Below are 25128 nucleotides of genomic sequence, written 5' to 3' on the forward strand. Positions count from 1 at the left end.
TTTTTATTGGCAGGATATAAGCCATTTACAACCGTTATACAAACAAGCTGGTTTCTTCTTAGTTACAAATGAGTATAATCGATAGCTAATTTATTGGCACAATGGACTGACTATTGGTTACTTCACATCCGGCAAAGTATGCGCTGGCTGAATATACACTTGATACCGGTAATTATAGTCTGCTGTTCAATGGCAAAACCATACCGCTGGAACCCAAGGTTTTCGCTGTTTTAGTGCTTCTCATTCAGGAGTATCCCCGTTTTGTTACCCTCGAGCAGTTGCATCAGCAAGTGTGGCAGGGTCGCGTGGTTAGTGATACCGCAGTAAGACGCACCATAAGCAAGTTGCGACAGGCACTGAGTGATACCGATAGCGCCAACCCACGCTTTGTTAAATCGCAAATGAAGCGGGGTTATGCCTTAGTTATCAACCCGGTGGTGATAGATAAACCGGCTGAGAAAACCTTAAGTTCTGCAGCGGCTAGCGCAGGCATTCCTGCTGCAAAGCTGTTAGTAAAGCGGCGTTTTCCTGGCCCTGTAATGTTTTTTTTGATGGTTTTGCTACTTATTTCACTTGGGATTAGCTGGTATCAATTTAGTATCAGGCCGCTAAGCCCACAGCAAAGTGCACTTGCATCTGTAGCGCTTGCTGCTGGCGAAAGCCTGATTGATATACCAGGCGAGAAGGTTGATTTGGCCCTGTCGGCTGATGGCCGTTTTCTGGCATTTAGTGCCAGTATAAAAGGACATGGCAGTTGGCAGTTATTTCTGCATGACCGCCTTAGCGGCCAGATTAAACCTCTGCCAACCATTGGCAGTCATGCCGTAACGACCCTGAGTTTTATTCGCAGTGACAGCGCTGTGGTCTACATTGACATAGCTGGCGAGCGCTGTCGCTTGTATTTGCTGGATTTGAAAGAAAATGCGCAACCACAGCTACTGGTAGATCAACAGTTTTCAATGGGAAATGTCATTTATCAAAGTGCGCTGGACCGGCTTATTTTTAATGCTACTGCACATCAGGGTGATAATGGCTACTACTACAGTTATGATTTAGCCAGTGGCAAGGTGCAGCAACTCACCTTTAGCGCTGCATCGATGATAGTGGACATTGGAGGCAGTCTGTCTCCCGATCAACAACAACTGGCGATGGTACGATATCGCGGTCAGCACGATGAGTTCCGGTTGCAGATATATCAGCTGGCAAGCAAGCAGCTGTTGCAGGAAACTGCACTGCCTGTCCGGGCGACGCAAATACAGTGGATTAGCGCTGATCAGCTGGTGTTATTAGATCAGGCAGGCGCTGCCTGGCGTTATCAGTTAAGCAACCAGCAGCTTAGCGAAATAACCTTGGATGGTAAGAACCGCATCCGTCGCTTGTTTATATCTTCTGAGCAGCAATTGCTGGCTATTGTTCGACCTGTTGTTGAACGGAGTTATATTGAAGCAAGCTGGCCCGACAGACAAACACAGCAATTCTATCGCTTTAGTAACCCGCCACATGACCTGGCTTATAGCCCGGATCCGCAGAAGCTTTGGTTAACTCTGCGCCAAGGTGACGAATATCAGCTGCTTTTGTACGACATCAATAGTCAGCAACAGCAGCAAGTGCTAATTCTGGACAGTGATTTTCAGCTACTTGGGCAAAGCCCGGATCAGCAGTATTTGCTGCTTAAAATGAAAAAACGGCTCTGGTTGCTGCAGTTAAGTAATAACCAGCTGAAGCCTATTACGGCCCAAACACAGGTGGTCGAGTCAGGTTTTTTTAGTGCAGATAGCCAGCACATTCTTTTTACAGAAAATGAGGCTGGTCGCTGGTTGGTTAATCGATACCTGATAGCTGCCCAGACAACAGAACGATTTACTCAGAACTACCGGCTATTTATCCCATTTGCTAATGAATACCTGGCAGTTGAACCTCAGGGCCAGTTTTACAGGGTGGACAGCACTTTACAGCAAGTCGTGAAGCAAGATGCCAAAATGATGTTTGATGTACCTTATCAGGTAAATATTCATGGCAACACGCTGCTGTTTAGTAATATGCAAATGGCTGATACTTTTCTGTGGCAGTTCAGTGCACAACAACCAGGTTTATCGCAGCAAATTTTGCCGCGCAATGAGATTGATCCGCGGTTGTCAATTAGCCCTGATGGTAATAAAGTTTTGTATTTTAATATTCAACGTAATAACGATCGCATCGTTAACCTTGGAAAAGTAATTTAATTTCATAAGCTTAAATGGTTATAACTCTGGTTATAACTAAAGTGCTTATTTCATCACAGTAAAGTCGCAAAGCCGTTATCGCTGTTTCTCTGGCGGCTGACTAAAGTTTGCCCTGTCGCATAACAACGCCGCAGGAGGCAACCATGCAAGCTAAGAAAAACACCTTTATTACTATGTTGGTAGCGGGGTCTTTATTGTTGTCGTCTGGCATTGCTAAGGCTGAGATCACCGTCCATACCAATGTTGATCCTAACCAACAGCTGATGATGGCATTAGATATTGTTGACGTTAAGCAGGAGCTTAACCAGACACTGGTTCAATTACAGCTTCAGCTCAAACAGGACAGCTATAACAATGCGCACAAAGCGCTGACAGAGAAATCACTTCAGAACAATGAACTGCCGCTTTTACAACACTGAACAGTTGTGAATAAGTAAGGAAAGCGGTAATGTTTAAGTTGTTAAATAAGCCTGAACCAGCCCGTGTGTTGGGCTGGGGCTTGTTTTGGTTCGGTAGCTGGCTGTTGTTGCACTTTTTACTATTGCAGCATCCATTGGCTGGTTAGCACCACTGATACTTGTATAACAATAATAAATAATAATTGAACAGCCAGACGTGCTAAATGCAGTCGGTTAAAGAGGTAACAACCTATGAGAGTAATATTGTTTAGTTGGCTTTTTCTGGCCTTTTTTGGTGCACAGGCAGCAGAGCTGACCCTGGAGGACTATGCCAGGCCATCCCAGTTTCTGGACATTGAAATTTCGCCAACTGGCAAATATCTGGCTGCGACCAGCCGTAGTGAAGAGGGTAATGTTTACCTCAATGTTATTGATATAAAATCAAATAAAATAATCAGTGTCAGAAACTTTACTGGTCGAGACTCGATTGGCTCTATTAATTGGGCTAATAGTGAACGACTGCTTATTACATTGGTACGCGATATTGGTGCCTTGGAGCAGCCTGTCGGTACCGGTGAGATTTTTGCTGTAGATGCCGATGGTTCAAACGCCAGAATGCTTACCGGATATCGCTCCGAGAATGAAAAGGATGCGGCTCAGGTAATAAATTATTTACCAGAAGAAGATAAGTTTGTACTTATTGTCACCAGCACGCCGAGCCGGCGGGGTTCTTTTAGCCTGGTTAAACGGTTAAACATTGAGAATGGCCGCACCCGGCAAATTGCCCGGGCGCCAATGCGCTCCTCTGGCATGATTACCGACAATGATGGCGTCGCTCGGATGTCTATTGGGGTAGACCAGGAAAATGACAATGAAATGATCATGATGTATCGCAAAGATGAAAAGTCAGACTGGCAAACCCTGCGTCGCTACGGCCAGCGTGATGGTAGTTTCACACCTATCGCATTTTTGCCTGACAATAAGCGGGTCGTGGGTTTAAGTGACACCAAAACTGATACCAAAGCAATCAGTATCATGGATCCTGAAACCGGTAATGAACAGGTGCTGGCACATCACCCTAAAGTGGATGTGGCGCCAATGTTTAGTATTGAAGCTGGCTTCTTAAAAGAAGTAATTGGTGCTTCTTATGAATATGATAAACATGAAGAAGTTTTTTTTGCTGATGTTAAAGATAAAACATTTAGCAATTACATTCAGAGCTTACAAGCCGCCTTTCCTGATAAAAAAGTTACCATTAGTTCTGCAACTCGGGATAACAGCATATTAGTTCTGACTGCACGCTCAGCCAATCATCCACCAGAGTTTTATCTGTTCGATACCAAAAATAATCAACTGAGCTTTTTGCTTAACGGACGGCCTTGGTTAAAGCCTGAGTTACTAGCGGAAACTAAAGCGATTATTTACAAAAGTCGTGATGGTTTAGATATCCATGCCATTATTACTTTACCCAAAGGCCAGGAAGCAAAAAATCTGCCTCTGATAATGCTGCCCCATGGCGGACCACACGGTCCACGAGATTTACTTGAAATCAATCCGGATGCCAAAGTGCTGGCTCAGCACGGCTATGCAGTGTTGCAACCTAATTTCCGCGGTTCTGGTGGCTTTGGGCGAGAGTTCTTGCAAATGGGCTACCTTAACTGGGGCACGAGCATGATTGACGATATGACCGATGGCGTTTTGCATTTAGTTGAACAGGGTATTGTCGATAAAAGCCGGGTTTGTATTTATGGTGCCTCATACGGTGGCTATGCAGCGTTAATGAGTGCTGTGCGCGAGCCTGATTTATACAAATGTGCTGTTAGTTTTGTCGGCATGTCAGACCTTAACCTGATGTATGAATATGGAGATACTACAGAGTCACAGGGTGGCTTAAACACACTGGAGATGTATATTGGCCGCGATAAAGCACGGTTAGATGCCCAGTCTGCGATTAAAAATCTGGACAAGTTAAAGGCGCCCATCTTTATCATTCACGGCACCGAAGACCAACGGGTACCCTTGATTCAGGCTGAAGTATTAAGAGACGAGCTGGAAAAACGTAATCATCCTTATGAGTGGCTGGTAAAAGAAAAAGAAGGCCATGGTTTTTATAAACCGGAAAACAACGTAGAACGTTGGCAGAAAATGCTGGCTTTCTTTGACAAATATATTGGTGAAACCGAAAAAAACTAAAGTTAAAGATTCTGTAATACTTCACGCCACCTCCGGGTGGCGTTTTTCATTCAGCAAAACTTCACCCCAGCCCTGTAATCTGCTTCAAGATCTATTAGAATAAGTACCTATTCGAATAAGCGCACTATCGACGAGACACGATTACAGGGATTTATTTTATGGCATTAAATGTAGTGATTCTGGCGGCCGGTAAAGGCACACGGATGAAATCAGACTTACCCAAGGTGTTGCACAAAGTAGCTGAACGACCCATGGTGCAGCATGTTATTGATACCGCTCGTGCGCTTGGCGCTGCTAAACCGCAATTGGTGTATGGCTATGGTGCGGATGCGTTAAAAGCTGCACTGGCTGACCAACCACTGCATTGGGTATTACAGGCCGAGCAGTTAGGCACCGGCCACGCAGTAGCGCAGGCCAACCCGAATATTGCTGATGACGATACGGTGCTGGTGCTGTATGGCGATGTACCCTTAACCCGACTAACAACCCTGCAGCAATTATTAGCGGTTAAACCGGCCAATGGCCTGGCGATTTTAACGGTTAACTTAGCTAATCCGACCGGCTATGGCCGGATTATGCGCGCTGGTGAAAATAATAGCGGTAAGGTTGTCGGTATTGTCGAACAAAAAGATGCTAATCCAGAACAGTTGCTGATTAGTGAAGTAAACAGCGGCATTATGGCGCTGCCGGGTAAGCAGTTAAAAAGCTGGCTTGGCCGGCTATCTAATAGCAATGCTCAGGGCGAGTACTACTTAACCGATATTATTGCCATGGCACACCGTGAAGGTGTTGAGATTGCTACCGCCCAGCCACAAGATGCAATGGAAGTGGAAGGCGCCAATAATCGCGTACAACTGGCTGCGCTGGAACGAGCCTATCAGCAGCGAAAGGCCGCTGAGCTAATGCTCTCAGGTGCTAATTTGCGTGATCCGGCCCGCCTGGATATTCGTGGTACGGTTGAGGTCGGTAACGATGTGATGATCGATATTAACGTTATTTTTGAAGGCAAGGTGGTGCTGGGTAAAGGCGTAACCATTGGCGCTAATTGCATTTTAAAAGACTGTACTGTTGGTGATAACACCGAAATAAAGCCGAACTCAATGATTGAAAAAGCCACGGTGGGCAGCGACTGCTCAGTCGGGCCTTATGCCCGCTTGCGGCCAGACAGCGTTATGCTGGACGACAGCCATGTCGGCAACTTTGTCGAAATGAAAAAAACCACCCTGGGTAAAGGCTCCAAAGCTAACCATTTAACGTATCTGGGCGATGCGGTAATTGGCAGCAAGGTGAATGTTGGTGCCGGTACCATTACCTGTAACTACGACGGTGCCAATAAGTTCGTTACTACCATTCACGATGGTGCCTTTATTGGTTCTAACAGCTCGTTAGTGGCGCCGGTAACGGTAGGTGTTAATGCTACGGTTGGAGCGGGTAGTGTGCTGACCCGGGATGCCGCCGATGGCGAGTTAGTGGTAGCCCGTGCTAAACAGCGGCATATCGAAGGCTGGCAACGGCCGGTTAAGATTAAAAAGTAACGCCTGAACTTAGTAATAAAACAGCCCGCAAATGCGGGCTGTTTTATTAACGGACTGTATAGAAAACATAGGCTATGTCAGGCTGCGGGTTGGAATCCCGGATCGGGCGCTACAGAGTGTCTGAGCCCTGCCGCAGGCAAAGGGCGAGTTGCTGTGGCGAGCCGGAACGGGAGTTGCAACCTGTCAGCCTTTCTCAAGACTATTCTGCTTTATCCACCAACACCGCAATAGCACCATCGCCGGTTACATTACACGCGGTGCCAAAGCTGTCCTGCGCCATATACAAGGCTATCATCATCGCCACTGCCGCTTCGCCAAAGCCAAGCATGGAGCCCAGCAGGCCGACGGCCGACATCACCGCGCCGCCGGGAACGCCAGGGGCGGCCAGCATCACGACACCTAAGGTTAAAATGAACGGCAGCATGGTAAGCAGTGACGGAATTTCCAGGCCATTCTGCATAACCATTACCGCTACGGCGCAGCTGACAATAGTGATAGTAGAGCCGGCCAAATGGGTTGTTGCACACAGCGGCACAGTAAAATCGGCAATATTAGGTTTTACACCATTGGCTTTAGTCGCCTGCAGTGATACCGGAATGGTGGCGGCGCTCGACATGGTACCCAACGCGGTAAAGTAGGCCGGTAGCATATTTTTAATCAGCAAAAACGGTGATTTGCCGGCTTTAACCCCAGCCATGCTGTACAGTGCAATAATCCACAGCCAGTGCAGCAGAATCGCCAGAATAAGCACTACGCCAAAGGTTTGCAGTGTCTGAAACACGGTACCGGCTGCGGCTAACTGGGCAAATACCCCGGCAATGTAGAATGGCAACAGTGGGATAATAACTTTTAACAATAGCAGCTGAATGATATCGCGGCCCTGATCGGATAACTGCTTAAGCTGCTGCGCCTGAGTTGCGGCAATACCTAAACCAAAAATAAAGGCCAGCGCCAGCGCGGTCATAATGCCAAATACCGGCGGAATATTCATTTCAATATAGGGTGTTAAATTGGCTACCACGCCGGTTGATGTTGCTTCACCAGCCGGGGCCAGCATGGGCACTACAATTGCCGCGACCAAAAATGCCAGGGTGCCGGCTAAAATTGTTGATAAATAAGCAATGCCTAAGGTTCGGCCCAGTAATTTGCCAGATTTTTGTGGCAAGGCAGCAATACCACTGGTAATAAAGAATAAAATCAGTAGTGGAATGGTAAAAAATAATAACTGGCCGAATAGGGCTTTAAAGGTGATTAAAACCTGGGTCAGCCAATGCGGCGCATATAAGCCTAGCAGCATGCCCAGCACAATACCGGCAATCAGTTTCAGGATCAGTTGCATAGTGGGTTCTCGTTTTTTATTAGCTGTTATACAGATCTTGATTTAGCGGGCTGAGCATACCATAACTTTTGCTGATTGGGCTGTGCCTGCTGGTATAGCCAGTGTGAATTGGCCCGCCTGGCTATTGGATAATTTGGGACAATGGCAGATGCTGATTCAGCCATTGTTGCTGACTTTTATGAGAAGTAAGGCACTGAACTATCACACCGAGCATGATCAATGCCGACATATAATTCTGCTGCGTGACAAACCAGACGCCGACGGCTAAAGCTAACAATGCTCCATAGCAGCGGCCAGGATATTGAAAATAAAACGATTTAAGCCTTAGCCAGTGGTCAGGGTTTAGTTGAAACATCAGACATCCTGTCAAATACGTCGGAAAGCGCTAATAATACCGATTGTTTCGGCAGCTGCAACTGCTTAGCTGCTAACGTTAGCTGCTCTAATTGGGATGACAGTTGCTGTAATCGGATCGTCTCGCTTTGATCTGATGCAGCCTGGCTGGCAATTGTCATTGGTTTGCCGCGTTGACGTTCCAGTACACCTTCCGTTTCCAATAAACTGTAAGCCTTGGAAATGGTCATCGGGTTTACCGCATACTGCGATGCCAAATCTCTTACTGATGGCAGTTCATCACCGGTTTTTAGCTGACCGCCTGCCACCATTCGTTTAATTTGCTCGGTAAGCTGGCGGTAAATAGGTTCGCCACTACTCGGGTTTATACTAAACATGACGCTGCCCTATGTTTGTCCTTTTCTGGCTGTAATCAAACATTTTCCAGCGATTTATGGCGAAGTATCGCAGTGCCAGGGCAGCAAGCAACAGACAGATTGCACTGTAAATTTGCACCTGCTGTGAGGCTGCAAACAGCTGATGTGCGGATAAACTGTAATATAAAAAGGTCAGGATAAAACCACTTTTGGTATTGTTCGGGAAGCACAGCATCAGGTAGGTGACACATAAAAGCTTACTCAACAGGAGAGCGCTACTTATAAAAAAAACAGGATTTTGCGGTTGCCAACAGTAAAGCAGCACCAGCACAGGCAGAGTGAAAATAACGAACTGGCCTGAAAAATGGCGCTCATACAAATAGAACAGTTTATTTCTGGATTCAGGCAGATACAGCCAGGCTGCTTTAGTTCTGCCAGTTGCAGAATCAATAGTATAAAGCCAGTAAATCAAAGGTACCAGAAACAGAAATTGGTTCAGCACTTTCCAGTCGTCAAGTTCAGGAAACCACTGCCAACTGCCGTTATACCAGTAATGTACCGCACTTTGCAGCAATGGCACGGCGGCGCAAACAGCTGAAAACATCAGCAGGCGGGCGTAAGGCCGGGCATTAAACCGAAACAGATAGCTGGCCGCCAATGTAGGCTGAAATTTAGGGATAGCGCGCCAGCGGAAATACCAGAAATAATCAGGTTGTTGTCCAGCGAAGCGCCGCAGCTCGGAAAGTTTTGGCAAATAAACTGCCGCGAACAAGCTAAGCGTGTAAAACAGGATCATTGGTAATGGCTGAACTATGGGGATTAACCAATTGGTTTGTAAAAACCATTGCGGATTAAACAGAACCAGCCATACCGGAAAGATAACCAGCCCGGAAGCGGAGCTGCGGCCTTTATCAGCAAATACAACAGTATGTAGCAACAGATGGCTGCAAAATAAGGTTAGTAATGCCTGTGGATACAACAGCGCCGTATATTGAACTACGCCCGGCGAGGTAAGCAAGGTAATAACACTTATCAGTAGAAAAGGGATAAGTGCTGATTGTGACTTACTTAGCAACAGCCGGCCATAGCTGCCTGTCATAAAAGCGGCTATGGCCGGCAATAAGCGCGCATAGTAATACATGAACAGAACAATATTTGCGATATACAAGCTGGCATTGCTGGCAAACCCGAAGAACCAGAAAAAGGCGATAAAAAACCACCAGCCAACACTCATTTCAAGGATGGTTAACATCCGGCCAAGTTGAATAAATAAAATCGGCACTTTAAACAGCGTCATTGCAAGCCATCCTTAACATTCATGCATTTCCAGAAAAATATCTTCCAGATTTAAGCGTTCAACCCTAATTTTTGCCTGTAATTGCTGCTCTAGGATGGCCAACTGAGCTTCCTGCCAGTTTTGCACTGTTATTGTTGCGTTCCTTGCCTGTACCCGTTGGCGTAATATATTTGCAAAAGTCAACGGGTTAGGTAGTAACTGCGAGGCACTGATATGCAGTCGTACCACTGACCCTTTCAGGGCGTCAAGCTCGCTTTGCCAGGCAAGTTGATGGTCTTTTAACAGCCATACTTTACTGGCAACCCGCTCCATATCGAACACGATATGAGAAGAGAAGATAATAACGCTCTGCTGATCGGCAGCAATATTAACCAACTCAGTTAAAAACAGGCGCCGGGCTATTGGATCGAGACTGGCGACCGGTTCGTCGAGAATAAGTAATTGCGGTTTGTGACAAAGCGCCAGAATAATTGCCAGTTTCTGGCGTTGCCCCACTGATAACTTGCTGATCCTGGTTGTCAGCGGAATTTGCCAGCTTTGGCAAAGCCGGTCACACAATGTCTGATCCCAGTTTGGTTGAAAGCGTCCAAATAATTCCAGATGCTCAGACGCAGAGAGCTGTTCCAGTAGCTCGTCCTGTTGCGGCACAAAGCCAATCCTTTGCTTTTCTTTGGCGTCAATTTCTGTACTTGGTGTCCCAAATAGTGTTACTTCACCCTGTTCAGGTACGGCAAAACCAAGCAGTGTTTCCAGTAAGGTGGTTTTACCCGCCCCATTTTTCCCCAATAACGCGATTACATCTCCCTGTTTTGCATCGGCAGTTATATTTTGCAGTATCGTTTTATTTTTGTAACTGCGATACAAGTTAGTTATTTCAACAATATCGGGCATATCCCTGTCTCCAGATAAACTGTATTAATACACCAATACAGTTTATTCTGGGAACAAGCTAGTTTGCAACAAAAATAACACTGGCATCACATCCCATTTTGCCGCAGAGGGCTTAACATGCTGTTATTCAGGTTATACTAAGCTTCAACCGGTACTGTGTTAGCCGGATATTTGTTTAACAGGGATAACTTATGCATCGTTTAATTGGTTTAATATTGGTTCTGTTGCTGGCAGGCTGTGCCCAGCTGGGGTCGCTATCAACTTACAACGTCAGCGAGGCGGATTTGGAGCAGATGCTGACATCGCAATTACCGAAACTGACGCGCCAGGCGAATGTGGCTGGTATTCCGCTGAAAATGGCGGTAGAAAAAATGCAGGTTGATATTGGCCCGGATAGCAGTGATCTGGTGCGGATTAATACCGATGCGTCAGCGGTGCTGTCGTTGTTTGGCTTAAGTTACCCGGCGAGTTTACAGTTACAGATAGAAGGTGCGCCTTATTATGACGCGACGGAGAAAGCCATTTTTATCCGCTCGGTAAAGCTGCTTGACTCTAGTATTGAAGCGGCAGGTTATCGCGGTAACTTAGCGCCGGTAAGCAATGAACTGTTGCAACTGGTTAATGGTTATCTGGCCTCGAATCCGGTATACCGGCTGGACCAGACTAACCCAACAATAAGATTACTGACTGCAGTGCCGGTAAATATGGCAGTGCAGGATGGCAAACTGACGTTTAGCCCGAGCGGCAATTAAAATAAACACTGCAGGATTAAAAAACGGGGTAGCGTGAGCCACCCCAAAGTGCAAGACAACTAAAACAACGACCAGAGACGGCCCTTCCGGGGCCCAGTCTGTGTCAGTCCATGACGAGGCAGACTATAAACCACTCCTTCCTTAAATGCAAATAATTATCATTAAGAAGCGCGGTTCTGTTGTAGCTTTTTTTGCTTGAATTTGCAGCAGTTGCTTGCAATCTGCTACCAGATCTCTAAAATACCTTTCGATTCGAAACTTAGCCGAAAGAATAATCACTTTAAAAAGATAATTAGCGAAGCCAATGAATAAACGCAATACTCAGCAGCGACGCCATCTTATCGTCAGCCAATTACAACAACAAGGCGAATTGTCTGTAGAGCAACTAGCAGAGCGCTTCCAGACGTCAGAAGTCACCATTCGTAAAGATTTAACGGTGTTGGAGCAAGCGGGTTTGCTGTTGCGTCGCTATGGTGGTGCTGTGCCGGTGCCGCAGGATTTTATTGCTGATTCCAGTTTTGAAAAAGTTTCAAAGCGAAAGCTGGCAATTGCTAAAGCTGCTGCCGATCTGATTAAAGACCACTACCGGATTATTATCGACAGCGGCCGCACTACCGCAGCCTTGCTACCAGAGCTGGCGGGTAAACAAGGGCTGGTGGTTATGACTAACTCACTGGGCATTGCCAATGCCCTGCGTGAGCTGGAGAACGAGCCAACCTTATTGATGACCGGTGGCAGCTGGGACCCGCAATCCGAGGCGTTTCAGGGCCAGCTGGCCGAGCAGGTATTACGGGCTTATGATTTCGATCAGTTATTTATTGGTGCTGATGGTATCGATCTGACCCGCGGCACCACCACTTACAATGAATTATACAGTTTGAGCCGGGTGATGGCTGAATGTGCCCGCGAAGTGATTGTTATGCTGGAGTCTGACAAACTGGGACGGAAAATTCATAATCTGGAATTGCCCTGGAGCATGATTAAAGTGCTGATTAGCGACGACGGTTTAAGCGACGACGCGGCGGCCAGAATAACCGAACAAGGCGTGAAAGTTATCAGGGTTAATGCCTGATTAACCCGCTGATATAAAGCTGAATTTTAACAGAATAATGGAGACAAATTATGTGTGGAATCGTCGGCGCCGTGGCGCAACGTGATGTGGTGGATATTCTGGTTGAAGGCCTGCGCCGCCTGGAGTACCGCGGTTATGACTCGGCCGGTGTTGCAGTAGTTAATGCAGCAGGCGAGCTGACCCGGCTACGTCGTCTGGGTAAAGTAAAAGAGCTGGCGGATGCGGTTGCGTTAACGCCCACTCCGGGCGGTACCGGCATTGCTCATACCCGCTGGGCCACCCATGGCGAGCCAAGCGAGCGTAACGCCCACCCCCACGTTTCCAGCAATATTATCGTGGTGCATAACGGTATTATTGAAAACCATAACCCGCTGCGTGACGCGTTAAAAGCCAAAGGCTATATTTTTACCTCCGATACCGACACTGAAGTTATCGCCCACCTGGTAGAAGAAGAGCTGAAAAGTGCCGGCTCATTATTGGCCGCGGTACAAAAATCAGTAAAACAGCTGCATGGCGCTTATGGCACGGTGCTGCTGGATAAAACCGATAGCAGCCGGGTTGTAGTTGCCCGTTCAGGCAGCCCGCTGGTAATTGGCTTAGGTATCGGTGAAAACTTTATTGCTTCTGATCAACTGGCATTGTTGCCGGTTACCCGCCGCTTTATCTTTTTAGAAGAAGGCGATGTCGCAGAAATTACCCGCCACAGCGTCAGCATTTTTGATAAAGATGGCAATGCAATAGAGCGCGAAGTACATGAGTCTACCGTTAGCTATGACGCTGGCGACAAAGGCCAGTATCGCCACTTTATGCTGAAAGAAATTTACGAGCAGCCGCATGCGATTAATAACACTCTGGAAGGTCGCTTAAACGATGATAGCGTACTGGACGAAACCTTTGGCAATGGCGCAGCTGAGCTGTTTAAACAGGTTAAGCATGTGCAAATTGTGGCCTGTGGTACCAGCTATCACTCTGGTATGGTGGCGCGCTATTGGTTAGAGTCGTTAGGTGGCATTTCCTGTAATGTCGAAATTGCCTCAGAATTTCGCTATCGCAAATCGTTCGTGCAGCCAAACAGCCTGCTGGTTAGCATTTCCCAGTCGGGTGAAACGGCCGATACCTTAGCTGCACTGCGCTTAGCAAAAGAAGCGGGCTACGTTGGTAGCTTAACCATTTGTAACGTCGCCGGTTCATCCCTGGTGCGTGAATCCGACTTAGCCTTTATGACCCGGGCCGGCGCCGAGATTGGCGTGGCCTCTACTAAAGCCTTTACCACCCAGCTGGTGGGTCTGGCGATGCTGACTCTGGCTATTGGTAAATATAATGGCTTAAGCGCGGCAGCCCAGAAAGACATGGTGGCAGCACTTAAATCGCTGCCAGCCAAGCTGGAAGAAACCCTGCAACTGGCCGGTGACATTGAAAACCTGGCAGAAGAGTTTGCCGATAAGCAACATTCGTTGTTTTTAGGCCGGGGCGATCAATACCCGATTGCGATGGAAGGGGCATTAAAGCTGAAGGAAATCTCTTACATTCACGCTGAAGCCTATGCAGCTGGCGAGTTAAAACACGGCCCGCTGGCGCTGATTGATGCTGAGATGCCAATTATTGTGGTAGCGCCTAACAATGAATTGCTGGAAAAGCTGCAGTCTAACGTGGAAGAAGTGCGGGCCCGCGGTGGTATTTTATATGTGTTCGCCGACATCGACGCCCACTTCAAATCCGACGCTACCCAGCGTGTGGTTAATGTACCGCACGTACACCCGCTGATTGCACCTATTATCTACACTATACCGCTGCAATTGCTAAGCTACTACGTTGCCATTATCAAAGGCACCGACGTAGACCAGCCTCGTAATTTGGCGAAGAGTGTAACGGTGGAGTAAACCCCCAACTTTACCTCAAAATAAAAAGCCTCGCACAGCGAGGCTTTTTATTTTGAGCTCACTCCTGTACCAGAAAATGCTTTGCTTTACGTTCTGCTTGGCTTATTTTACACATGTAGTTGAAATAAACTTTTAACAAGCAAGTGAAAACAAATTTTAACTTGAGCTTGAAGGATGCCGAATGAAGATGATTTTTACAATAATAATAGTTTTTTTGCTGACTATTATTATTTGGGGTTTTGGTTGGTATTGGATAGATACTAACGTTTTAGTGGAAAGTGAATCTCAGGTAAATCTGGAAGCATTACGAGGTTCTTTTGGCGATAAGTTTGGTGCGGTTAACGCATTATTTTCTGGTATGGCTTTTTGCGGAATAATTATCACATTACTTATTCAAAGAGCTGATCTGAAAGAAACTCAAAGCGCCATGAAACATGAAAGATTTAATAATACATTTTTTCAGTTGTTAAAATTACATATGGAAACAACTGAAAAACTCAAGTTTAAAGGGCAGGACGGAAGAGATGCTCTAAACTCGTTTGTTGAATTTTTTAAACGATCAGATCAAGATTTTTCAGCATTTTTTGCGTTTAATAAATTAGGTAGAGAAGATTTAAGGGATCTAAAATCCGGTGAAAAATCGACACAAGATTTTCATCTTCTACTGAGCTCTAGTGATGCAGCAAATATAGAAGAATGCATCAAAAATGGAAATAAAAGCTTTGATAACTACCTTGATGACAGCATTGACCTTCATGAACGTAAAGTTAGAAAAGCTTATATACATGCATCAAAAGAAGGTTTTTTTGCATTTTCTCATTACTTAAGAAGTTTTTACAATATTGTTCTTTTTGTTGATGAAAGTACTGTTATCAGCGAGAAAAACAAAAAAGAGTACATCTCTTTCATGGCTTCTCAAATATCTGATATTGAACTTGTCTTTGTTTTCTATAACTGTTTACTGGAATATGAATCCTCTAATGGAGCTCAGGCTGGATTTGATTCATCCAAAATGAGATATCTTTTACATAAATATGACATTATAAGAAATATGAATTCTAAAAGTGTATTCCACCAAAGCCATATGAATATATTCAAAAAAGGGTGCCAAAATGTCGCTTAAGGATCCAAAGCCTGAAATTATGAGACTTGAGGAACTTGCTCAGCAAGTGAAATTAGGTGACATAAAGCTACCTAAATTTCAGAGACCTTTTGTCTGGCGACAAAGTGACATGCTCAACTTGCTTGACAGTATTTACAAAGGATATCCGATAGGAAGCTTATTACTTTGGAACAGTTCTCAGAAGCTCATCAGTGAGAGAAGTATCCTAGATCTTGAAATTGACACATCGCTTTCAGATTTTTATCCAACAAACTACTTACTAGATGGGCAACAGAGGCTAACAACTCTGTGTGGCGCTCTATTTTGGAATGGTAAAGAAAAATCTAGTAGCTGGAATATTGTATTTGACTTGCTAGATGAAAAGTTCATAAACGGAAAAGATTTAGTTGTTGACGAGAGATTTTTTCCTCTAAATAAGCTGATCAATACGAGCGATTTCATAAAGCAATGCATGAAATTTGAGAGTAGTAAAAGTAAGGATCGTTTATATCGAAATGCAGAGAGGCTTCTAAAATCAATAAAGGACTATAAAATTGCAGTTGTAAAAATTGGAGACATGACAATAGAAGAGGTGGCACCAATTTTTGAAAGAATTAACAGTACTGGACGTAAACTAACAATCGTAGATCTTATGATGGCTGCAACATGGAGTAACGGCTTTGATCTTTCAAATGAAATTGAGAAAATAACTGAAGTAGCTAATTATCTTGGGTTTGATGATGTTGATAGCAGTATTATTTTAAGATCTATTTCTGCATCTGCTGGTTTGGGAGTCAATAAAGACGATATCAGAAAATTACGTGATAAATCACCAGAAGCACTAAAGGTTGCTTGCGATGACACTAGGAAAGCTATTGATAAAGCGGTTAATTTTCTAAAATCTGAAATTGGTGTTTACGATTTTAGTTTTGTTCCATACGGTTTGCAGTTCACTTTTCTTTGCGAAATGTTTAGGTTGCTCGATAACGTCAATTTAAATAATATTGAACATATAAAACAATGGTTCTGGTTTACATCAGTTACTAGATATTATGGTACTTCTAACACTGGTCAAATAACCCAAGATTTATCAACAGTTAGGGCTTTTTCTAGTGGGAAAATTGAAAGACTTTTTGAATCAAAAAGAATTGATATATCACAGTTGCTCTTTGATAAATTTAACTTAAGAAACGCCACTAGTACTACCTTTGCTTTATTGTTAAACAAAGAAAACCCCAGTAAAACTATTTTTGGCGAGGAGTTGGACTTTTCTCATAATAAAATTAAGAACGCCAAGTTCTATTCATCAATTTTTGAGAGTCAATATGAATATTCAAAACTAAATATTTCTAGAGTTATCAATCCATACAGTAATGAATTAAGTATTTTTGAAAAAATTGATTCTATAAATTGGTCAAGCCATCTTTTACCTGATGACTCCCATGAAAATCTGTTTTCGAGTAGCGGCGAGTCCAGCGAGCTGCTCTTTTCTAAACGGTGTGAGTATGTAGCATCAAAAATAAGTGTTCTGACAAGCTGTGAAGTGACTTTTAATCCGGGAACTTACGGAGTTGCTTTTGACGGTTCGGAGGAAGAAATTTGAAATGTGTCACGCGGAAAACTTGACAAAACTTGACGTTGTCTTACAATTCGCGGATGCAAAAAATACTTAATACTGATAACGCCGTTAAGGCGATGCAAACTGCTGGTCTGTCACAAACTTCTGTGGCGGAGCAGCTCGGCGTGTCTAAAGAGGCGGTATCGCAGTGGCTAAATGCGAAATCTTTCCCGCGCCCTGACAAGTTGTTGCAGTTTGGCAAGTTGTTAAACTTGTCTTTTAGCGAGTTAGTCACCAAGCAAGACCCTTTTGCGCCCAAAGTGGCGTTCAGAAAGATGAAGGGCACTAAAACCAAAGAACAACATATTGAGAAAGCTCAGGATATCGGCCGCTTTTTGCGTCATCTGGTGCCTTATGTGCCGTTTGATACGTTGGAAATGCCACCAGTACTGAAGGCGCCGCAAAACAACTATGATTATTTGCGCACAGTAACGGCCAAGGTAAGAGAAGATATCAACTTAGGCTTGGCAGAGTGTGTGGACTTTACTCATCTGATACGCCGGTTTTCCGAGCTGCAAACTGTGGTTGTACCGGTAATGTGGGGTAATAAACAGCGACATGAAAATGCCGTACATATCTACCTGCCAGACTCGCAGACTACCTGGGTTTATCTAAACCTTGATACCAACATTCATGATTTTAAATTTTGGATGGCGCATGAGCTGGGTCACTGCCTGTCACCAAGCCTTGAAGGTGACGACGCCGAAGATTTTGCTGATGCGTTTGCTGCCGCTCTGTTGTATCCGCATGAAATGGCAGAACAGGCGTATATGTCTATCACGGCACAGCCTTCCGCTGCAGCAAAAATAAATCATGTTCTTGCCTTAGCGGATGATTTAACCATTTCGCCTTACACTGTCTTGGGGCAGGTAAACAAGTATGCTGTTGCAGTCAACAAACCGGTAGTTAAGCTGAGTGAAAAGGCTTTTCCCGGAGCGGTCACTAATTTTAATAAGAAATATAAAAATTTGAGTGAAGCATTTTTTGGTGATGCTGATCTGGATGCGCAAGGTAAGCCCAGTGCCCGTGAATATATCGCTAAAAGCGAGGCTGCTTTTGAGACTCCCTTTTTTACTATGCTCAGGAAGTATCTTAAAGAGCACAACAAAGGCCCGGGGTTTGTCCATACTGTATTGGATATGCCGTTACTTGACGCACGGAGTATCCACGCAGAGCTAACCTGATGCCACAATCTAAAATTCTGGTTGATACCAACGCTTACCTGAGGTTAGCGAAAACGATACGCCCCTTATTGTTTGTGCCCTTTGGGGACAACGAATTTTGTTTGTACATCCTGCCAGAGTTAAATCAGGAGCTTGAAAACCGCAAGCTGCAAAGCAAGTTTCCTTGGGTAGAGGAAGATGAATTTTCAGAAAACCGAAAACACTTCCCCAAGATTGGCCGAAAGCAAAAGGTTTCCATACAGCAAAACTTTGATTACATTTGGGATTATGTGCAAACAGAACTGCAAGGCCCATCCAGAGTAGATGTCTGGTATATCGCCTATGCGTTGGAGCTAGGCGTGCCAGTGATTACTGATGATCAGGATATGACGGCGCTGGCCAATGTTTTTGCTGCCGATGTTATGTCTACACTTGAGCTGCTTAAGATCATGTTGGATTGCGGCCATTCCGATATGAAAACCATTAATGGCCTGTGCGATTACTGGCGATATATTGCTGACCTGCCAGCCAACTTTAAAGCCGACTACGAGCGTTTGTTTGGTAACCAGCAAGCCTAATGAGGTCTTTCACGTTGTAAATTGATATAGCAACCTTTGTGCGTCATCTGCCTTGCTCTTTTGATAACACTATCTCACAAGCCGTTTTACCTTCCAGTTCCCCAGCCAGAATTAGATAATTTAGGCTATCGTGATTGCCGCTAATGCCATAGAAAAGCTTGGGGTATGTTTAAAAAACTCTTAAAGTTATACATGTCGAGGCGAATATGTATAACTTTTTTTATTTTCTATATCTGAAAAGCTGAAACGTACGGAAAAGCCATTTTAGTTAACAAGTAAGGATATTGTACATAAGACTTGCCTGCTTACTCTTGTCATCATCTTAACGCAAGTCCAGCCACGCAATTTGGCGAAGTCGGTAACTGTCGAATAAGCTGCACCAAAATTTAGCAAAGGGCCTTAGGGCCCTTTTTTATTGGTGCATGCTTAATCTTTGAAATTTAATGAAAAAGTCATGTTGCTGCAATAATTTGCCCCGCTTTGGATCGGCTTTTTATCGCAGTGCTATTGACGGCTTAAATTTAATCATCTACCTTTTGTAAGCGCTTACATTTTATATTGCAGATACCTTTATTGGTGTTGGCGTATTCAGTCAGCAGGTAGCAAAGACCCAGGGGATGATTATTAAAATGAAACAGATTTCAACGTTAACCGCCTTATTAATGGCGGCAGGCCTGGCCGGTTGTGGTGGTGATACTGCTACCACTACCGATTTTACGGCGGTTAACCCGACCGAGCCGGTTAGTGACTGGCAACTGGTATGGAGTGACGAATTTGACGGCACCCGCATTGATGACGATAAATGGACGCATGAAATAAATTGCGCCGGCGGCGGTAATAACGAAAAACAATGCTATACCGACAGCCCGGACAATTCGTTTGTGTCAGACGGCACCCTGAAAATCGTTGCCCTGCCGGCAGAAGACGGGGCGCCGTTGCCTTATACGTCGGCCCGGTTAAATACCAAGTACCAGGGTGACTGGAAATACGGCCGTTTTGAAATGCGTGCTAAGTTACCGTCAGGCCAGGGCAGCTGGCCGGCGTTCTGGATGCTGCCTACTGATAACGTTTACGGCGAATGGCCGAAATCTGGCGAAATCGACATTGTTGAAGCGGTTAACCTGAAGGTGGCCGGTGAAGATGGCGTGGCGGAAGCTAACGTTCATGGCACTCTGCATTACGGCCGTGCCTGGCCGAATAATGCCAGCTCGGGTAAAGCGTATCAACTGGCAGAGGGAATGAACCCGGCTGATGATTTCCATACCTATGCCATTGAATGGAACGAAGGTGAAATTCGCTGGTACGTTGACGGTTATCTGTATCAGACGCAAATGGCGTCAAAAGTACGCTTTAACAGCCGTGGCGAGGCCGTTGGCCTGAGTCATCGCGGCTGGTTTTCAGAAAATTTTGACATCGTTACCGGCGAGCTGACAACCCAATGGAGCAGCGCACCCTTTGATCAGCGTTTTCACTTATTGCTGAACCTGGCCGTGGGTGGCAACTGGCCAGAAAACGTCAATAACCTGGGTATTGATGCCGAAGCCTTTGCTGATGGCCAGACCTATGAAATAGATTACGTGCGGGTATACCAGTGTGGCCAGGATTTAGACAGCGGCAAAGGCTGTGAAACGGTACGTGCCGGCTACAAAGATGAAGCCACGCTGGTAATGGGCGAAGCGCCAATTCCTACACCTCCTTCTACCGGTGTCGCGCAAAACCTGACGATTTTTGCTGATACACCGAATCCGAACTGGCCTGCCTGGGATTGCTGTGGTGGTTCTACCCCGGCGCTGATTGAAGTAGCAGACCGTGGCAATGTGTATGAGTTTGTGGTCAATGCCCAGCCAACCGTAAATGGCTTTATTACCCGATCGGCCTTTATCGATGATGAGGGGGAAGGGGTGCCCAGCCCGTTTGACGCCTCGCCATTAATTGAAAACGGCAGCATCAGCTTCGATATGCAGGTGGTATCTGCGCCGTCTAACCCAGCCTCAACCTGGATATTTAAAGTTGAAAGTAATGGTGGTGTTAGTGGAGGTGGTACTGCAGTTGAAATCCCTATTACAACAAGTGCAGAAGGTGTGGCACCTGTAACGGGCCAATGGCAAACCTATACTTTCCCATTGCAAATGCTGGCTGATGCTGGCCTGGATTTATCTGCCATTGATGTGGTGATGATTTTCCCGGCCTGGGATACCGGTAATGGTGCTGTGTACCGGGTAGATAATGTCAAAATCGCCCAGCCTGATGCTGCCTCACCAGAGTTAACTATCTTTACAGATGAGCAAAACCCGGCCTGGCCAATGTGGGATTGTTGTGGCGGTACTACCCCGGTTGAAGCAATGGATGATCAAGCGCATGGTCTTACTGCCGAGTTTGCTATTGGCGCCACACCAACAGTAATGGGCTTTAATACGCGTTTGCTTGAGGCCGCTGCTGAACCGTTTGATGCTTCAGCGTTATTAAGCGAAGGCGTCGTGCAATTTGAAGTAAAAGTGGTTGATGCACCTACAAATCCTGATTCAAGCTGGCTGTTTAAAATAGAAGCAGACGGTGGTGAATCATTCGTTGAATTGCCATTAAGTGCTGGCAATGGTGGCGTTGAGCCGGTTACTGGTGAGTGGGCCACTTATACGTTTAGCCTTCAAAGCTTGTCTGACGCCGGATTGGATATCAGTGCTATTGACGTGCTGCTGGTGTTCCCAGCCTGGGATACCGGTAATGGTGCGGTTTACCGGCTGGACAACGTCCGGATCTTTAATCCTAATGCCAGCGCAAATGGTCCGATAACCCTGTTCCGCGATGCAGTTCATCCAGACTGGAGCCTGTGGGATTGCTGTGCTGGTTCCACCCCGCAGGTAGTCGATGCCGGTGCCCCTTATGGCAATGTAGCGCAGTTTTCAGTGCTGGGTTCGCCAGAAACGGTGCAGGGTATCATAGCCAACGAAAATGTGTCGTACGACGCCACGCCATTATTGGCCAGCGGCAGCGTCAGTTTTGATATGCGGGTGGTGGATGCTCCGGCTAATCCGGACTCAAGCTGGATATTTAAAATTGAATCAACTGATGCTGCCAGTGAGGTTGAGCTGCCATTAGCCGCTGGCAACAATGACCAGGCCCCGGTTACCGGTGAGTGGCAGCGCTATAGCTTTTCGCTGCAAAGCCTGTTTGACGCTGGCTTAGATATCAGCGACATCAACGTGATTATGGTGTTCCCGGCCTGGGGTACTGGTTCGGGTGCAGTATATCAGATTGATAACGTTGAAATTTCTAATAACTAATCAGTGCGACGAGAGTAAAACCATTATGAAACCAATATTATTTAATAAAAGCCAGGTTGCCATTGCGGTATCAGTCGTACTGACAGCCGGCCTGCTAATGCCGGTGCAGGCGCAGGACGCAGCACAAGGGCAGGCACAGGATGTAGATGTCGAAATTATTCAGGTTAAGGGTATTCGCGGCAGTTTAGCGCGCTCGATGGACGTGAAACGCGACGCCTCGGGCGTGGTAGATGCCATTTCTGCAGAGGAAATGGGTAAGTTCCCGGACACTAACCTGGCTGAATCGTTGCAGCGTATTACCGGGGTATCGGTGAGTCGGGCCAACGGTGAAGGCAGTCAGATTACCGTAAGGGGCTTTGGTCCTGAATTCAACCTGGTTACCCTTAATGGCCGTCAGATGGCGGGAACAGGTTTTTCACGGTCATTTAACTTCGAAAACTTATCTTCTGAGGGGGTTAGTGCGTTAGAAGTATACAAAACCGCGCGGGCAGATGTACCCACAGGCGGCCTGGGTGCAACGGTCAATATTGTTACCGCTAAACCCTTCCAAAATCCGGGTGAGCGCTACTCTATTATGGCGAAGGGGCTGCATGACTCCTCGAATAAGGTCGGTGACGATCTGACTCCTGAACTGGCGGGTATTTACAGCAATACCTTTATGGATGACCGTTTCGGCGTCACTGCTAACTTCTCTTATCATCGCAGAGACTTCCAGCGCCAGTCGGCCAATGTTCGTTCCTGGCAGTTAAACCCTGCCTTGTCGGTGGATGAGTCGGATATTGTGGATGGCCGGCCGGTGGATGGCAACGGCGAAGTGATTCCCCGTTTCTGGGCACCCGATGACGATGGTGTTTTACAACCTATTGCGGCCGCTTTCTTTCCTCAGGAAATCAGTTTCGCCCGCGATGATATTGAGCGTGAGCGAACCAATGGCCAGGTAACCTTTCAGTTTGCGGCAACGGATGATCTGATCTTTACCCTTGATCACACCGTCTCCAATGCGGTGACTGGTAATAACTCGCTATCCTGGGGGGTGTGGAACGGTTCTTTCGGCGGCAACGCCAATGCCTATGAGTTGGATGAAAATGGTACGGCCATTTATTATAACTCATCCGGCGATGATGGCTCTTTTACCGGGTTCAGGGAAACCAGCGAAGTCGACTCAAAAGCCACTGGCCTTAATATGGCGTGGGCGTTTTCTGATTCATTAAGCTTCAGCTTTGACGCACATACGTCCAAAACCACCACAGACAATGGTAAGGATAAAGGGTTGGGGGCGCAGGCTCGGGTTATTCTGGGGTCGGCTGCCTTGTCATCCAAGGAATATTTTTTCCGCGAGGGTGATATTCCTGGCTACAATATCAGGTGGCAAAATGGCTCCAATGAACTAAGCCCCAATGATATAGGATCAAACTTCAGCATCTTCACCCGCACCCCGGGTGAATCAGAAGTCACTCAGTATCAGTTTGACGGCAATTGGCTGCCCGATGTTGGTTATGGTCTGAGGGGGGTATCATTCGGTGCGGCTTACACTGAACAATCTCTTAGTGGGTCTGGCGGCTCTAACAACGCCAACGCGCCGGGTTTCAATAATGGCACCTTTGCCGAAATCTTCCCGGATAGCATGTTTACCCGTGTGGATCTGAGTAACTTCCTGGATGAATTTTCCTTCGGACCACAGGGTGTATCGCCTGGCTATGCATATACCTATGATATCGATGAAGCCATCATCCGCCAACTGGCCTTCCTGACAGAGGATGTGCTGGGCGCTGATGCATACGAGATCGGCACCTTCGGTCCGGAGATGTTTCCGGTGAATAGCATCGAAGAAGAAACGGTCAGCCTTTATGTTTCAACAGAGTGGGAATTTGAAGTTGAAGGTTACTATATCGATGTTAACCTTGGTTTGCGCTACGAAGAAACCGACATCCTCAGCCCCGCGAAGAGCCGTGTGGCTGAGTTTGTCTATTGGGCCGGTGGGTCAGAGTGGCTGACTCAGTTCGCCGGCGGTGGCGACCTGGTAGAGGTCGATTTCACCGGCAACTATGACTTACTGTTGCCGATGTTTGACCTGAAAGTGGATATTACCGATGACTGGGTTGGACGCTTCTCTGCCGGTAAGACCATTACCCGGCCCTACTTAGGGCAAATGCTGGGCAACCTTAGTCTGACGCCTTCACCGAAGATTGGTTCCAGAAGTGGTAGCCGCGGCAACCCTAATCTGAAGCCGTTTCAGTCAACCAACCTCGATCTGTCGCTAGAATATTATTATGGCGATGCCAGCTATGCGGCCATAGGGCTGTTCTGGAAAGACGTTGACGATTGGATCGATAACTCACAAGTCACCACAACCTTCGAAGGCCTACATGACGTTTATCTGGGCCAGCGTTGGAATAATGCGGTTGCGGCCATTGAGGCGCGTGGCGAGCAGGTCACCGACGGCGCTATTTACAATGAGATTGTTGCCAACGGTGTAGGCATAGGTGAAAACAACCGTGTCTTACCAGACCCAGCTACCGATCCTTTGATTGCGTGGACAATTAACTCCCCTGAAAACGTCGGTGCCAGAAAGGTAAACGGTTTGGAGTTTGCGGTACAGCACGTGTTTGGGGACAGTGGGTTCGGCACGGGAATAAACGCCACTCTGGTGGACGGTGATGTAGAGTACGATAATTTCGTGCTGGCGAACCAGGCGATTTTGCCCGGCCTGAGTAACTCGGCCAACTGGCAGGTTTTCTACGAAAAAGAAGGCTTGTCGGTCCGGTTAACGGCCGCATGGCGTGACGAGTATCTGGCAGGTCAGGGCCAGCCGGACACCACCGATGCGCCGCCTAATTATGTTGAAGAATACTTACAGTGGGATTTAAGCGTTAACTACGACATTAATGATAACCTGACCGTATTCTTCGAAGGCATTAACCTGACCAATGAAACTGAGCGCAGTTTTGGCCGGTTCGAAAGGCAGTTCTTAAGTGCTGCGCAATATGGCCCAAGGTATGCTATTGGTGTCAGATACACCATGGGCAATTGATCATACTGTAATACCCTCCTGTTGTAACTCCGGATTAGTGCCCGCTTGCGGGCACTTTTTTTATGC

17 protein-coding genes are annotated in these 25128 nt (G+C 46.3%); 13 read left to right on the forward strand and 4 right to left on the reverse strand.

All coding sequences use genetic code 11. From position 1 onward, the window contains the following. Positions 1–113 precede the first annotated feature (113 nt). From B2Q61_RS11705 to glmU, 4 genes are all read left to right on the forward strand, one after another. A complete protein-coding gene (locus B2Q61_RS11705; protein WP_290620786.1) occupies positions 114–2222 on the forward strand; it encodes a winged helix-turn-helix domain-containing protein in 2109 nt (702 codons plus the stop codon). Positions 2223–2365: 143 nt separating this feature from the next. Further along, positions 2366–2641, forward strand: a complete 276-nt coding sequence (locus tag B2Q61_RS11710) for a hypothetical protein (protein ID WP_290620784.1) — start codon at positions 2366–2368, stop codon at positions 2639–2641. Between the two features lie 231 nt (positions 2642–2872). After that, positions 2873–4813: an alpha/beta hydrolase family protein gene (locus B2Q61_RS11715; protein WP_290620783.1), complete on the forward strand. Its 1941-nt coding sequence runs from the start codon at positions 2873–2875 to the stop codon at positions 4811–4813. A 158-nt stretch (positions 4814–4971) separates the two neighbouring features. Further along, positions 4972–6348, forward strand: coding sequence for a bifunctional UDP-N-acetylglucosamine diphosphorylase/glucosamine-1-phosphate N-acetyltransferase GlmU (gene glmU / locus B2Q61_RS11720; RefSeq protein WP_290620781.1), 1377 nt, complete (start codon positions 4972–4974; stop codon positions 6346–6348). A 199-nt stretch (positions 6349–6547) separates the two neighbouring features. Here glmU and B2Q61_RS11725 read toward each other — a convergent pair whose 3' ends face one another. The 4 genes from B2Q61_RS11725 to B2Q61_RS11740 all read right to left on the reverse strand — a co-directional run bounded on the left by B2Q61_RS11725 (position 6548) and on the right by B2Q61_RS11740 (position 10585). Further along, a complete protein-coding gene (locus B2Q61_RS11725; RefSeq protein WP_290620779.1) occupies positions 6548–7687 on the reverse strand; it encodes a dicarboxylate/amino acid:cation symporter in 1140 nt (379 codons plus the stop codon). Positions 7688–8022: 335 nt separating this feature from the next. Next, positions 8023–8418: a GntR family transcriptional regulator gene (locus B2Q61_RS11730; RefSeq protein ID WP_290620777.1), complete on the reverse strand. Its 396-nt coding sequence runs from the start codon at positions 8416–8418 to the stop codon at positions 8023–8025. Continuing rightward, positions 8411–9694, reverse strand: coding sequence for a hypothetical protein (locus B2Q61_RS11735; RefSeq protein WP_290620775.1), 1284 nt, complete (start codon positions 9692–9694; stop codon positions 8411–8413). The genes B2Q61_RS11730 and B2Q61_RS11735 overlap by 8 nt, the downstream gene beginning before the upstream one ends. A 12-nt stretch (positions 9695–9706) precedes the next feature. After that, positions 9707–10585 (reverse strand): ABC transporter ATP-binding protein, encoded by an 879-nt coding sequence (locus B2Q61_RS11740; RefSeq protein WP_290620773.1) that lies wholly within the window; start codon positions 10583–10585, stop codon positions 9707–9709. A 191-nt stretch (positions 10586–10776) separates the two neighbouring features. Here B2Q61_RS11740 and B2Q61_RS11745 point away from each other — a divergent pair, with 191 nt between their 5' ends. The 9 genes from B2Q61_RS11745 to B2Q61_RS11785 all read left to right on the forward strand — a co-directional run bounded on the left by B2Q61_RS11745 (position 10777) and on the right by B2Q61_RS11785 (position 25062). Then, entirely contained in the window at positions 10777–11337 is a 561-nt protein-coding gene (locus B2Q61_RS11745; RefSeq protein ID WP_290620771.1) for a DUF1439 domain-containing protein, read from the forward strand. A 304-nt stretch (positions 11338–11641) separates the two neighbouring features. After that, positions 11642–12409, forward strand: a complete 768-nt coding sequence (locus tag B2Q61_RS11750; RefSeq protein WP_290620769.1) for a DeoR/GlpR family DNA-binding transcription regulator — start codon at positions 11642–11644, stop codon at positions 12407–12409. 50 nt (positions 12410–12459) lie between these two features. Beyond that, a complete protein-coding gene (gene glmS / locus B2Q61_RS11755; RefSeq protein WP_290620767.1) occupies positions 12460–14289 on the forward strand; it encodes a glutamine--fructose-6-phosphate transaminase (isomerizing) in 1830 nt (609 codons plus the stop codon). 181 nt (positions 14290–14470) lie between these two features. Next, on the forward strand, positions 14471–15412 hold the full coding sequence (locus tag B2Q61_RS11760) for a putative phage abortive infection protein (RefSeq protein ID WP_290620765.1): 942 nt from the start codon (positions 14471–14473) through the stop codon (positions 15410–15412). Beyond that, the gene (locus tag B2Q61_RS11765) at positions 15402–16994 is read left to right on the forward strand and encodes a GmrSD restriction endonuclease domain-containing protein (protein WP_290620763.1); all 1593 of its coding nucleotides are present in this window, start codon (positions 15402–15404) and stop codon (positions 16992–16994) included. The genes B2Q61_RS11760 and B2Q61_RS11765 overlap by 11 nt, the downstream gene beginning before the upstream one ends. A 53-nt stretch (positions 16995–17047) precedes the next feature. Beyond that, positions 17048–18193, forward strand: a complete 1146-nt coding sequence (locus B2Q61_RS11770) for a helix-turn-helix domain-containing protein (RefSeq protein ID WP_290620761.1) — start codon at positions 17048–17050, stop codon at positions 18191–18193. Next, on the forward strand, positions 18193–18750 hold the full coding sequence (locus tag B2Q61_RS11775; protein ID WP_290620759.1) for a DNA-binding protein: 558 nt from the start codon (positions 18193–18195) through the stop codon (positions 18748–18750). The genes B2Q61_RS11770 and B2Q61_RS11775 overlap by 1 nt, the downstream gene beginning before the upstream one ends. A 629-nt stretch (positions 18751–19379) precedes the next feature. Then, a complete protein-coding gene (locus B2Q61_RS11780) occupies positions 19380–22031 on the forward strand; it encodes a glycoside hydrolase family 16 protein (RefSeq protein ID WP_290620757.1) in 2652 nt (883 codons plus the stop codon). Between the two features lie 25 nt (positions 22032–22056). Continuing rightward, complete coding sequence (locus tag B2Q61_RS11785) at positions 22057–25062, forward strand: TonB-dependent receptor (RefSeq protein ID WP_290620755.1); 3006 nt, start codon at positions 22057–22059, stop codon at positions 25060–25062. Positions 25063–25128: the final 66 nt, after the last annotated feature.

It is taken from the genome of Arsukibacterium sp. UBA5043 (assembly GCA_002415085.1).
Lineage (GTDB): Bacteria > Pseudomonadota > Gammaproteobacteria > Enterobacterales > Alteromonadaceae > Alishewanella.

Coding starts and splice junctions, on each gene's coding strand:
- B2Q61_RS11710 (WP_290620784.1), top strand. CDS start 2,366: ATGCAAGCTAAGAAAAACACCTTTATTACTATGTTGGTAGCGGGGTCT.
- B2Q61_RS11745 (WP_290620771.1), top strand. CDS start 10,777: ATGCATCGTTTAATTGGTTTAATATTGGTTCTGTTGCTGGCAGGCTGT.
- B2Q61_RS11785 (WP_290620755.1), top strand. CDS start 22,057: ATGAAACCAATATTATTTAATAAAAGCCAGGTTGCCATTGCGGTATCA.
- B2Q61_RS11770 (WP_290620761.1), top strand. CDS start 17,048: ATGCAAAAAATACTTAATACTGATAACGCCGTTAAGGCGATGCAAACT.
- B2Q61_RS11715 (WP_290620783.1), top strand. CDS start 2,873: ATGAGAGTAATATTGTTTAGTTGGCTTTTTCTGGCCTTTTTTGGTGCA.
- B2Q61_RS11775 (WP_290620759.1), top strand. CDS start 18,193: ATGCCACAATCTAAAATTCTGGTTGATACCAACGCTTACCTGAGGTTA.
- B2Q61_RS11750 (WP_290620769.1), top strand. CDS start 11,642: ATGAATAAACGCAATACTCAGCAGCGACGCCATCTTATCGTCAGCCAA.
- B2Q61_RS11730 (WP_290620777.1), bottom strand. CDS start 8,418: ATGTTTAGTATAAACCCGAGTAGTGGCGAACCTATTTACCGCCAGCTT.
- B2Q61_RS11760 (WP_290620765.1), top strand. CDS start 14,471: ATGAAGATGATTTTTACAATAATAATAGTTTTTTTGCTGACTATTATT.
- B2Q61_RS11735 (WP_290620775.1), bottom strand. CDS start 9,694: ATGACGCTGTTTAAAGTGCCGATTTTATTTATTCAACTTGGCCGGATG.
- B2Q61_RS11780 (WP_290620757.1), top strand. CDS start 19,380: ATGAAACAGATTTCAACGTTAACCGCCTTATTAATGGCGGCAGGCCTG.
- glmU (WP_290620781.1), top strand. CDS start 4,972: ATGGCATTAAATGTAGTGATTCTGGCGGCCGGTAAAGGCACACGGATG.
- B2Q61_RS11765 (WP_290620763.1), top strand. CDS start 15,402: ATGTCGCTTAAGGATCCAAAGCCTGAAATTATGAGACTTGAGGAACTT.
- B2Q61_RS11725 (WP_290620779.1), bottom strand. CDS start 7,687: ATGCAACTGATCCTGAAACTGATTGCCGGTATTGTGCTGGGCATGCTG.
- glmS (WP_290620767.1), top strand. CDS start 12,460: ATGTGTGGAATCGTCGGCGCCGTGGCGCAACGTGATGTGGTGGATATT.
- B2Q61_RS11740 (WP_290620773.1), bottom strand. CDS start 10,585: ATGCCCGATATTGTTGAAATAACTAACTTGTATCGCAGTTACAAAAAT.